The sequence below is a fragment of the Nocardia carnea genome (assembly GCF_029868855.1).
GTDB lineage: Bacteria > Actinomycetota > Actinomycetes > Mycobacteriales > Mycobacteriaceae > Nocardia > Nocardia carnea_A.
This window is the reverse complement of the sequence record NZ_JARWOV010000086.1, coordinates 1-11,573: the sequence shown is the minus strand read 5'-3', so window position 1 is coordinate 11,573 and position 11,573 is coordinate 1. Positions and strand designations below refer to the sequence as shown.

Here is an 11,573-nt window from a genome sequence, read left to right as displayed (position 1 = left end):
GTCGAGAACTGCGGCCTTGTTCGGCAGATGCCGGTAGATCACCATCGGATCGCGGCCCACCGCTTCGGCCAGACGCCGCATCGACAACCCGTCGATCCCGTCGCGGTCGACGGTATAGACCCCCCCCCCCCCGCCCGGGGGCGGCGCGCGCCCCCCGCCCCCCCCCACCACCGCGCACGATCATCATCGGCTACCTCGAAGACCTCGCCATCACCCCCGCGGTGCGGGATCTGCGCCGGCGCTGTCCGGACGCGCACGTTCGCACGCAGCACCTGGACTGGGACGAAGCCCGCGCCCTACCGGACCGCCGGGTCGACGTGCTCGTCGCCCGCACCCCGCTTCCCATCACGAGCGAAGACCTGCAGGTGACCGTCCTCTACGACGAACCCCGGGTACTCCTCGTGCCCGCCGGCCATCACCTCGCCGGGAAGGAATCGGTCGGCCCGGACGATTTCGCCGGCGAACCTCTCGTCGCCTGCGCCGGTATGGCCGCGGCCTGGACCGGATTCTGGCGGCTCGACCCCCGCCCGAACGGCGAACCGGCCCCACTCGGCCCCATGCTCGTCGACACCTTCGAGGACAAACTGGAGGTCGTGGCCGACGGCCAGGCCCTTGCGATAGTGCCGGCCGACGACCGGCGCAGCACGCTGCGCGACGACCTCGCCACCGTGCCCGTCGATGGAATCGAACCCTGTCAGGTCGTCGTCGTCACCCGCGCCGACGACCGTAATCCGCTGATCGCCCGTTTCCGGGAATCCGCGAAGAACTGCCTCACCCGGGCAATGTGACGGGCGCCGGCGCGGTGGAGGCGGTCTCCTGGCAGAACACGGCCGGACCGGGATACTGCGCTCCACCGGATGTTCCCTGAGGCCGGGCCGCCGGCCGAGCAGGCCACCGTCGCGGAGGCGGCCGGGGCTACGCCGCCGCAGCGCCGAGGGCCGCACCGCCGGCCGGTGACGGCGATATCTTCCAAGCGAAGGCGAACCGAGTACACCTGCGAGATCCCCGCCTCCTCCCGCACAGCCCCGCAACGCGTTGCCGGCTCGCCGCGAGCGTGTCCGGCCGATGATCGTCATATTCTCGACAGACCTGCGAAACCCACGGTGGGCGAGCAGGATACCGCGCACCCCGGATCGATTACGAAGTGATCAAATGCCGGGCGGTCGGTTCGGGTCGGGAGTCTTCCTCGATTAATGTCACCTCGGGCGTTCCGGTGGCGTCGGCACAGCTGCTTCCGGGCGCCACCTACGCCTCTACATATGGAGTGACACAGTTGTTTTCGCCGCCGTCCGACGCCCAGACCGCCGTACTTCCACTCATCCAGGGGTCACCGCAGAGCACCGACGAGCCCCGGGTTCCGTTCTACCGCGACGAGATCGCCCAGGCACCGCACGTCGCCTATCGCGAAATGCGCCGCCGATACGGCGCGTTGGTGCCGGTCGAGTTGGCTCCCGGCGTCCCGGCGACGCTGGTCGTCGGCTATCACACCGCTGTGCGCATCCTCAACGACCCCGAGCACTTCCCGGCCGATTCCCGCGTCTGGCAGAAGGCCATCCCGCGCGATTGCCCTGTCCTGCCCCTGCTGGAATGGCGCCCGTCGGCTGTCCGGAACTCCGGTCACGTGCACGCCCGGTACCGGCAGGCGACCGTCGCCGGAGTGAACGGGGTCGATCTGTACTCGCTGCACAGCCGAGTGGAAAGGATCGCCGTACCGCTCATCAACGCGTTCTGCACCGCCGGTTCGGCGGAACTCATCGAGCAGTACGCGTTTCCGCTGACCTTCGCGCTCATCAACGACATCTTGGGCTGTCCGGCCGAGATCAGCCGGCGCGCGGCGGCCGGAATGGCGACGATGATCGAGGGATCGACAGCGGCCGCCGGCGAAGGCAACGCCATGCTGGAACAGGCAATGGCCGATCTGGTGAACCTGAAGAAGAACGAACCCGGTCACGACATCGTCACCCGGATGGTGCAGGACCCGGCGAACCTCGACGACGAGGAGATGCTCCACAACGTATACAGCTTCTACGGAGCGGGTATCGAACCGCTGCAGAACCTGATCGTCAATTCGCTCCGGCTGATGCTCACCGACGAGCGTTTCGCGGGCGATGTGCTCGGCGGGAGCCTCTCGACCCGGGATGCCGTGGACGAGGTGTTGTTCACCGATCCGCCGGTGGCGAACTACGCGGTCTCCTTCCCCCGCCGGCCCGTCCTGATCGACGGCGTCTGGCTTCCCGCACATCAGCCGGTGATGATCAGCATCGCCGCGTGCAACAACGATCCGGCGATCGATACCGGGGAGTACACCGACAACCGTGCCCACCTCGCATGGAGCGTCGGCGCGCATATGTGCCCGGCGAAAGAGGTGGCCTATCTCGTGGCAGAGGCGGCCATCGACCAACTCCTCGACGCACTGCCCGAACTACGCCTCGCCGTACCGTCCGGGGATCTCACCTGGCGTCCGGGGGCCTTCCAACGTGCACTCACCGCACTGCCGGTGACGTTTCCCGTATCCGCGCCACTGACAATCTGATCCGACGAGGCCTACGCAACCGAATGCTCGTTGCCGGATCCGGTGCGGTTTCTCAGCCCCCGGCGCCGAACTTTCCGCGTGTTCGGGCCGGATCTCCATGAGCCCTCCTGGATCGGCTGGATCCGAGCGCTCGAATCGTCGATCGCGGCCGCCGCTGTGCGCCCACCAGACCACCAAAAGGTAGTGTAGCCTTCCCTAAGTAACGGAAGGGCTCCCCGGCGGGGCCCTTCGAGGGAGGCAGAAAATCCATGTCACCACGCGTCGAGTGGCTACCACGCGCCGAGAGGCAGTCCGGAGAATCGTTCGCCCCCACACCCAACCCGGTTGCGATGCGATGACCTCCGCAGAAGGAGCACATGTGGCAGCGATCCAGGTCGCCGATCTCGTCAAGACATACGGCGAGGTGGCCGCCCTCGACGGCATCTCGTTCGAGGTCGCGCGCGGAGAGGTACTCGGCCTCCTCGGCCCCAACGGCAGCGGTAAGACCACCACGGTCACATTGCTGTCCACCCTGCAACGGCCCACCTCCGGTAGTGCCCGGATCTGCGGTCACGATGTGGTCGCCGAGGCTGCCCGGGTCCGCGAAACCATCTCGCTCACCGGGCAATACGCGGCTCTCGACGAGGGGCTGACCACCGTGGAGAACCTGTCCGTGTTCGGCCGGCTCACCGGTTTACGCGGCCCGGGTCTGCGCACCCGCATCGACGAACTCGTCGAGCAGTTCGATCTCGCCGCGGTACGCAACCGGCGCGTCGGTGCCCTTTCCGGCGGAATGCGGCGCCGGGTCGATATCGCGAGCGCCCTGGTCACCCGGCCCGAGGTGCTGTTTCTCGACGAACCGACCACCGGTTTGGATCCACGCAGCCGCGCCTCGGTCTGGGACACCGTCGCCGGCCTCCGGAAGGCAGGGATCACGGTCCTGCTGACCACCCAGTACCTGGAGGAGGCCGACCGGCTCGCCGATCGTATCGTGATGCTCAACCGCGGATCGGTGGTTGCCGCCGGCACACCGGGCCAGCTGAAGAAGCAGGTCGGCGCGGCTGTTTGCGAAGTAACCCTCGTGGAGCGAACCGATACGGCCCGGGTCGTCGGCCTACTCGACGGGCTGGACCTCGTCGAATCACCAGCGGAGGGCGCGGGGGCCCAGGCACACCCGCGGCTGGTGGTCCGGGCTCCGCACGGAATGGCGACGGTCGCCGGCGTTATCGACCGATTGGACACCGCGGGAATCGACGTGGTCGATATCGGCCTGCGCCAGCCCTCGCTGGACGAGGTGTTCCTCCAACTGACCGAGACGAGCTGATGACGACCGCAGTCGAACACGCGCCCACCGCGAGCTCCCCGGACACGACCGTGCCCCGGAGTTCGGTCGGGCTCGTACCGGCCACCGCTACTCTCGCCCGCCAGAAGATCTCGGCCGCGATCCGCTCGGGTGATGTCGTCTTCGCCGTCTTCGGACCGGTCGTGTTCTTCCTCTGCTTCTATACGCCGCTACACCGCCAGTTCGAACTCGGCGGGGGCGATTATGCGCAATTCCTCACCCCGATAATCCTTTTGCAGGCCGGGCTCTTCACCGCCATCACCGCCACCGAATCCGCCGGACAGGACGCACGGGCCGGGGTGCACGAGCGGATGATGTCGCTGCCTATCCCGCGCGCCGCGCCGTTCCTCGGGCGGATGGCCTGGGTGGTGGTGCGGATGGTGCTGGCGCTCGGCGGCGGGCTCGCCATCGGCTGCGCCCTGGGCTTCCGGCTTCAGGGCACGATCGTGGATTCGCTCGTCTTCGTCGCTCTGGTCGTCGTTTTCGGACTGGCACTGAGTATGGTCACCGATGCGATCGGCACCGTGGCCCGCAATTCGGTATCGATCGCGAGTGTTCTCATGATTCCGCAGCTGATCCTGGTGATGGCGTCGACCGGCCTGGTCGCCGCACCGGCATTCCCCGACTGGATACAGCCCTTCGTTCGCAATCAGCCGATGTCGGTCTACGCCGACGCACTCCGGGCGCTCGCCGCGGGCACCGAGGCCGAACTGACCGCGGTTGCGCTCTGGTCGGTGGCATTGCTCGCCATCGGTGGTGCGGCAATTGTGATCGCGGGCCGAGCACAGGTGAAACGATGACGGAGACGATGACATACACAGCAACCTGGCCGGCCCGGCAGACCGTGCCGGTACTGCGTCAATCGATCGTCCAGGCGAGTGCGCTCCTGCGTTCCTGGTCGCGCGATCCGGGGATAGTGGTGCAGTCGATCGTTTTTCCCGCCTTCATGCTGCTGATGTTCCAGTTGGTCCTGGGCAAGACCGTGACCTCGATGGGTGGCGGGGACAGTATCTTCGGCAACACCGGTCTGGTGGCGCTGGTGGGCGCCCTGTTCGGCACGCTCGCCACGGCGATCAGCCTGATCCACGAACGCGATACCGGACTGCTGGCCCGGATGTGGACGCTGCCGGTGCCACGCCCGGGTTTCCTCGCCGGCCGGCTGCTCGCCGAGGCGGTACGCACCGGGATAGCCACCGTTGTCCTGTTCGCCGTCGCGATCCCACTCGGATTCCGATTCGAGCAGGGTATCGCCGCCGGAATCGGCGCGGTACTGGTGGCGATGGTATTCGCGGTGGGTATCGCGGTGCCGGTGATCGCCATGGCAACGGTCGCCTCCGGCCGGCAGGCCGTCCAGCAACTCAATGGATTCTTTCTGCTGCTGCTGTTCTTCAACGGAGGTTTCGCACCCGTCGGCGAGTATCCGGGCTGGCTCCAACCGGTGGTCCGGCATCAGCCGATGACACCGGCGATCGATACTGTTCGTGGTTTGACCGAGGGCGGCCCGGTGGCCGCGCCACTGACCGTCACGGTGCTCTGGACGATCGGACTGGTCGTCGTGTTCGGTCCGGTGGCGTTCCGCGGCTACCGGCATGCCGCGGAACGTCGCTGAGAACGCGGACCGCTCTCCCCCGGGCGTCGATCAGTCGCTCTTCATGTCACCCGTGGCCAGGCGCAGGGTGCCGAGCACGAAGACGACCAGGCACGGCACCGCGAAGTACAGCAGTGATCCGTTCGGGCCGCCGAAGTAGCTCTCGATGGTGCTGAGCTGGCCGACGCCCAGTTCGCCGTTCTTGAACGGCGACAACCGTTGCAGCATGCGCCCCAGGTCGTTGTTGACGAAGGTGACGAAAACCTCGATCCCGAACTTCCACAGCAGCACGATCATCACCACCAGACCCGGCTTCGGCAGCAGTGCGGCCAGGCCCAGGCCGAGAGCACAGACGAGCACGGTGAAGATCGGCACGCAGATCAGCAGGCGGATTCCGGCGCCGGAGAAGGCATCGACGTCACCCCATACGTCCGGGAACAGGTGTGGAAACCCGCCCAGCAGAAGGAACGTGGCCGCACCGGCGACCACGCCGGAGAGCAGGCCGAACACGATCAATTTCGCGACGGACAGCAGCCAGCGGCGCGCCTGGATACCGGCGACGGTCTCGACGGTCTTGTCCTTGAACTCGTTGCTGAGCGAGGACACCGCCCCCGACATGAGGATGAAAGTCGAGAAGATCAGCACCCAGTAGGTGGCATTGCTGGTCTCCATTCCGCCGTAGCCGTTGATCGTTTCGGCCTGGGATGCCTTGGCGATTCCGAAGTTGAGCGCTACCGGGATCAGGATCGCGAGCGGGACGACCGTGTACCACAGGGGGTTACGCCACGACAGTTTCACGAGTTCGCTGCGGACTGCGCGGACCAGATATCGGGCGAGCATCAGACCTCACCCCCACCAGTGGTGTATTCGACGCTGTTCGCGGTGATCTCGAGGTAAGCGGACTCCAGCGGTCGCGGGCCCGACCCACGAGCGACCAACTCGTCCTTGCTCGTATCGGACAACACTTTTCCCCGGCCCATGATGACGATCCGATCTCCGGTGATCTCGACCTCGGTGAGGTTGTGCGACGCCACCAGCAGGCATTTGCCGTCGGCGGCGAGCCCGGTGACGAGTTCGCGCAGCCACAGCGTGCCCTCGACATCGAGCCCGTTGGCCGGTTCGTCCAGCACCAGCGTTCGCGGATCGCCCAGCAGCGCCGCGGCGATCCCGAGCCGCTGCAGCATGCCGTAGGAGAATTTTCCGACCGGACGCTTCGCGACCTTTTCCAGCCCGACCCGTTCCAGCACCCGGCCGACGGCGGCCGCCGGCACGCCGCCCAGGCGGGCCTGCCACAGCAGATGCTGCGTCGCAGTGTGCTGGGGGTTGCGGGTGAACGCGCCGAGGCCGAACCCGATTTCGCGGATGGTGTCGCGGAAGTCCAGCAGGCCTCGGCCGTTGATCGTGAGTGTGCCGCCGGTGGGCCGCGTGAGGCCGGCGATCATCCGCATAACGGTGGTTTTGCCGGCGCCGTTGGGCCCGAGCAGATAGGTGATCGAGCCCGGTTCGGCCTCGAAGCTGACATCGTCTACGGCGACGATATCGCCGAAGCGTTTGGACACGCCGCGAATACTGATCATCGATGGATTCCTGAACGGCTGGATGGCTGGTGGATGGGCATATACGCAGAACGACTCCCCGTTCGGCCGTGGCGTCGCCGGGGAGTCGTTCCGGAAATCTCTGCGGCTGTCAGTACCCGAATTCAGGGTCACCCGCGCACTGCATTTCGGCGCAGATCGCTTTCCAGTCGTACTTCCACAGACCGCCTTCACGAATGAAGTGGTAGTTGATGGAGGTGGCCGGGAAGCCGGCCATCACGCCCTCGACAACCACCGACATCGTGTTGCCGGAGATATTGATATCGCCGACGGCACGGCCCTGGATCGAGAAGAAATCCATGGTCTGGCTGTTCGCCATGACCTGCTCGAGCGCGCCGCGCGCCTGCGGGCCGTTGTAGCTGACCTCGAGCTTGGGATCGACGCCGATATTCGGGTTCCAGAAGGCAGCGAACTGCCGCTCGAGCTGGCCGAGGTTCGGCACCTCGTCGCGAACGTAGAGGTCGCCGACCTTACCGTCGCGAATCGACACATCTGCGGCGGCCGGCTGGGCCAAGCCCAGGCCGAGCAGAGCGGCGAAGACGAAGGCGGAAATAATCCTGATGAGTTTCGGCATTGGCGATCCCTTCGAGCCAAACAACGAACAAACCCGGACCTCCGGGCGGTCCAACAATAGGACGCAAAAGTTAGGCAAGTCAAACCTAACTTTCAACGAATTGGGCCTCGCGATCCAGCGCTGCAGAAGCCGGGCACCACCGGGTTCCCCACGTCCGGTGATCGCCGGTGCGCCCCGGCATGCTCGGCGATGCCTTCTCCGGGCCGGGAACGGTTTGCACACAACGCTGTTCGATCAGGCCGGTATGAGGCTCGCGGCCGACGAACGACGCAACTTGCCCGACGGGGTCTTGGGCAGTGCGCCCTTGTGCACGATCGTGACGACTGCCGGGGCGATGCCGATATCGTCGTAGACCGCCCGAGCCACTTCCTTACGGATCCGCTCGCTCTGCTCGGCATCCTCGGCGAGATCGGATTCGGCGATCACGGCGATACCCTCGCGCGCCATTCCGGGCAGACGCACGGCCAATGCCGCCACGCTGCCGGCGCGCACACCGTCGACTCCGGCCGCCGCACGCTCCACCGTGGTGGGGGCGATATTGCGGCCGGAGACAATGATGATGTCCTTCTTACGTCCGGTCACCACGGTCTCACCGGTATCGGTGATGTACCCCAGGTCACCGGTGGCGAGCCAGCCCTCGGCATCCACGGCCGATCGGTAACCCTCGGGCAGGAGATACCGCCGGGTCACCGCGTCTCCGCGGACCAGGATCTCGCCGATCCGGTCGGCCGGTAGCGCCGCCCCCGAACTATCGACCACCTTCAATTCGATCCCGGCGACAGGGGTTCCCAACCGCATCAATGTTCGCGATGCACCGGCCGAACCACGCTCCACCACACCGTCGCCTTCGGCACGTCCGGAATCGATGACATCCACCGAATAACGTGTGCCGGCATCGGTGAACGATGTGGCAAGGGTGGTCTCGGCCATACCGTAGGCCGGCATCAGCGCTTCCGGCCGGAAACCGAAACGTGCTGCCGCATCCAGGAATTCCCGCAGTGTCGCTTCGTCGACGATCTCCGCGCCGTTGACCGCGACCCGTATGGACGACAGGTCGTAGGCGCCGTCGGGCACCCGGCGCAGTCGCCGGGCGAGCAGCGAATACGCGAAATTCGGCGCCGCGGTGTAGTTTCCATCGAATCGGCCGATCAACTCAGCCCAGCACAGCGGATTCTTCAGGAATGCGAGTGGCGGAACGACCACCGTTGTCGCTTGCGCGAGCAGCGGGGTCATGAGCAAACCGATCATGCCCATATCGTGGTAGAGCGGCAACCAGCTGACGCCCACCCAATCGGCGGTGAAACCTGTCCGGTCCACCATGGCGGCCTGGTTCTGATGCAGATTCCGGTAGGAGATCGCCACCGCCTTCGGCACACCGGTGGTGCCGGAGGTCAGCTGCAGGATGGCAGTATCGTCCTCGGCGGTCGGCACATGCCGGATCGTTTCGGTTCGCTCGGCCAGCTCGTCGATCACGGCAACCGGCGCACCGAGATCGAGATCTCGCACGGCCTCGGTGAACGGCTCACCGAGCACGACCACCCGGGCGCCCAGCATCTCGATCACCGAACGCGTATCCGTCAGCCAGGTCTCGAGATTCATGCGCGGGGTGGGCTGGTGCAGCATGGTGAACACCGCGCCCCGCATCCAGATCGCCTGTACCGCAACGATGACGTCGTCGGCCGGGCCCGCGAGGATCGCGACGGAGTCGCCCGGTACCACCCCCGCCTCGGCCAATCCGGCGGCGACCCGGCGGGCCGCGGCCCGCAACTGATCCCAGGATCGGAAGGTCAGCTCCGCGGCGTCGGGGCCGCTCCACAAACCTTTGACTCCGGAAACCGGTTCGTCGAAAAGCAACTGGGTGATTCTGCTCATCGGAATTCCATTTCTGCCTACCGGATACTTCCGGTCGTGGCGCACTACGCCTCGCCGAGTACTCGGTCGAGGTGCTCGACGAAGGTGGCGGCATACCCCGGCCGCAGGGCCGCGGGGTCCATGACGATGCCGAACGATGTCCGCTTGCCCAGAATCAGCGACGTCACCGAGAACGAATATCCGGCCAGCGGCGACAGCGCGGTCAGTTCGGTGATCGGTTTCCCGAGTACGGAACGTAGCCTGGAGAATCCGGGGTTGATGCCGATATGGATATCGGGACTCATATGCTTCATGGCCGCGCTGCCGATCACGCGCCGCAGTGCCCAGGGCAGCCCGGGTTCGGTCGCGGCCGCCGCAGAAGCCAGCTCGGGGCGGCGCTTCTCGATGACGGCCAGTTCCGATTTGCATCGCTCGATCTGCCGGTCGAGATCGGGAACGTTACCGGCCAGATTGAACGGCGTGACGATCACGGCGTTGCCGGTGTGCCGGAATTCCGGATCGTTGGTCACCGGCAGGGTCACCCGGACGACTTCGGCGGGTACCGAACCGGGCGGGGCAAGGCTGATCGCGCGGCCGACGGCGGCGAGCAGGAACTCGTGCACCGAGGCCCCGTGCGCCTTGGCGGCGCGGCGCAGATCGCGGGTGGGCGCACTGTACCGGGCGTATTCGCGCCGACCCGATGTGGTGAGTTTCGGCCAGCTACGGCCGATCTTTCCGGCGGCGTGCTGTTCGGCGAATGCGGCCTTTGCTTCCTTCAGCACCTCCGGCTCGATGTCGGGCGTACGGAACCGCGGGCTGGTCGCGAATCGCTCGAACTCGGCCAGTTCCCCGGCCGTACCGTCGGCCAGCAGTGCGGCGAACGCGGCGCCGGCGATACCGTCGGACACCGCGTGGTGCACTCGTAGCAGGAAGTATTGGGAGCCGTCGCCGGCCGGGGTGAACAGCGTGATGTGCCACATCGGTTGTGGCCGGGGCAGCGGGGTTTCGAGCAGTGCGGTGACCTGCGTGCTCAACTCTGCCGCGTCGGTGTATTCGGCGGCGGCGAGATGGCTGTCCACATCGACCTTCTCGGCCACCACCTCGCGCGGTCGGCGCCAGCGCCCGCCGTCGATGCCCAGCCGGAACAGTTCGAACAGCTCAGTGCGCTCGTGGACCCGTTCGCGCACATCACCGATTTTCAAATGGTTGTCGTCGGCGGACAGTTCGAGCAGCATCGCCCAGTGCATGGGGCTGCTCGCGGTATCCAGGTGTAGGTAGGTGTGATCCGACGGGGTCAGCTTCGTCACCGAGGCGTCTGTCATTGTGTATCCACTTTCGCGAGGAGAGCCTGGTAGCCGTCCGTGTCGGGCTTCATGGCCGCGGCGACCAACTCCCACAGCACCTCGTCGGTACCGCCACCGACGCGCGCCAGTTTCATATCCCGGAACCAGCGGTTCAGCGGGAGCCCGGTATCGAGGTAGCCGATACCGCCCCAGATGTGCAGGCACTCCGCGGCCACTTCTTCGCCGAGATTTGCCGCGGTGGCTTTGAGCGAGGCGGCGGTACGCAGATTGATACGTCCCTCGGCTGCGACGCCGGCCAGCGCGTGGCGCAGGATATCGACCCGCGATTGCAGGTCGGCGACGCGTAAGCGCAGTGCCTGATGATCGTAGAGCCGTTTGCCGAACTGGACGCGGTCGTACATCCGGGCAAGGGTCACGCCGAGCATGCGCTCGCAGGACGCGGCGATCTGACCGGCCACCGAGTAGCGCTCGTGTGCCAGCCCCCAGCTGATAACCGCCAGGCCGGTGCCGGGGCGCGCGATGGGCGCGGCCGGCGGGGTCCCGGGGTGGGTGGGCTCGGTTCTGCAGGCCCGGGCCGGCGCGTGCGGGCTCGATCTCGGCAACGCGGGGCTGCGGATCCGAATCATGGAGGGCGGCTGGCTGTGGTGCCTCGGTTCGGATCTCACGGGTACGGGCGGCCGGCGCGGGGCCGGTGCACTCGTGGTGCGCGGCCACGACGGTCTGGACGAGATCACCACCTCCGATACGACCGACGCCTATGTGGTGGCCGGCGGGCAGGTCCGGAAAACGGTCATCGATCCGGTGCGG

The 11,573-nt window shown here is 66.5% G+C and carries 10 protein-coding genes and 3 pseudogenes; 6 read left to right on the top strand and 7 right to left on the bottom strand.

The window, feature by feature from the left end; genetic code table 11:
- Positions 1 to 111 (bottom strand): annotated as a pseudogene (locus QH195_RS08025) (TetR family transcriptional regulator); the annotation flags it as partial.
- Between the two features lie 68 nt (positions 112 to 179).
- Here QH195_RS08025 and QH195_RS08020 point away from each other — a divergent pair.
- From QH195_RS08020 to QH195_RS08000, 5 genes are all read left to right on the top strand, one after another.
- Positions 180 to 788: a LysR substrate-binding domain-containing protein gene (locus tag QH195_RS08020; protein ID WP_348537346.1), complete on the top strand. Its 609-nt coding sequence runs from the start codon at positions 180 to 182 to the stop codon at positions 786 to 788.
- Positions 789 to 1,273: 485 nt separating this feature from the next.
- Positions 1,274 to 2,533: a cytochrome P450 gene (locus tag QH195_RS08015; protein WP_280434915.1), complete on the top strand. Its 1,260-nt coding sequence runs from the start codon at positions 1,274 to 1,276 to the stop codon at positions 2,531 to 2,533.
- A gap of 334 nt (positions 2,534 to 2,867) precedes the next feature.
- Positions 2,868 to 3,836 carry an ATP-binding cassette domain-containing protein gene (locus QH195_RS08010; RefSeq protein WP_280425189.1) on the top strand — a complete coding sequence of 323 codons (969 nt, stop codon included), beginning with the start codon at positions 2,868 to 2,870 and terminating at the stop codon, positions 3,834 to 3,836.
- Entirely contained in the window at positions 3,836 to 4,654 is an 819-nt protein-coding gene (locus QH195_RS08005; RefSeq protein WP_280434912.1) for an ABC transporter permease, read from the top strand. Before QH195_RS08010 ends, QH195_RS08005 begins: the two co-directional genes overlap by 1 nt.
- An 8-nt stretch (positions 4,655 to 4,662) precedes the next feature.
- Positions 4,663 to 5,463, top strand: a complete 801-nt coding sequence (locus tag QH195_RS08000) for an ABC transporter permease (RefSeq protein WP_280434911.1) — start codon at positions 4,663 to 4,665, stop codon at positions 5,461 to 5,463.
- A 30-nt stretch (positions 5,464 to 5,493) separates the two neighbouring features.
- Here the strand turns inward: QH195_RS08000 and QH195_RS07995 are convergent, their stop codons facing one another.
- From QH195_RS07995 to QH195_RS07970, 6 genes and pseudogenes are all read right to left on the bottom strand, one after another.
- A complete protein-coding gene (locus QH195_RS07995; protein ID WP_280434910.1) occupies positions 5,494 to 6,282 on the bottom strand; it encodes an ABC transporter permease in 789 nt (262 codons plus the stop codon).
- Positions 6,282 to 7,019 carry an ABC transporter ATP-binding protein gene (locus tag QH195_RS07990; RefSeq protein WP_280434909.1) on the bottom strand — a complete coding sequence of 246 codons (738 nt, stop codon included), beginning with the start codon at positions 7,017 to 7,019 and terminating at the stop codon, positions 6,282 to 6,284. The genes QH195_RS07995 and QH195_RS07990 overlap by 1 nt, the downstream gene beginning before the upstream one ends.
- A 109-nt stretch (positions 7,020 to 7,128) precedes the next feature.
- Complete coding sequence (locus tag QH195_RS07985) at positions 7,129 to 7,611, bottom strand: hypothetical protein (protein WP_280434908.1); 483 nt, start codon at positions 7,609 to 7,611, stop codon at positions 7,129 to 7,131.
- A gap of 234 nt (positions 7,612 to 7,845) precedes the next feature.
- On the bottom strand, positions 7,846 to 9,483 hold the full coding sequence (locus QH195_RS07980; protein ID WP_280434907.1) for a long-chain-fatty-acid--CoA ligase: 1,638 nt from the start codon (positions 9,481 to 9,483) through the stop codon (positions 7,846 to 7,848).
- A gap of 44 nt (positions 9,484 to 9,527) precedes the next feature.
- Positions 9,528 to 10,784, bottom strand: coding sequence for a wax ester/triacylglycerol synthase domain-containing protein (locus tag QH195_RS07975; protein ID WP_280425182.1), 1,257 nt, complete (start codon positions 10,782 to 10,784; stop codon positions 9,528 to 9,530).
- Positions 10,781 to 11,302 (bottom strand): annotated as a pseudogene (locus QH195_RS07970) (acyl-CoA dehydrogenase family protein); the annotation flags it as partial. The gene QH195_RS07975 and the pseudogene QH195_RS07970, both read right to left, overlap by 4 nt.
- A 13-nt stretch (positions 11,303 to 11,315) precedes the next feature.
- Here QH195_RS07970 and QH195_RS35055 point away from each other — a divergent pair.
- Positions 11,316 to 11,573: pseudogene (locus QH195_RS35055) on the top strand (hypothetical protein); the annotation flags it as partial.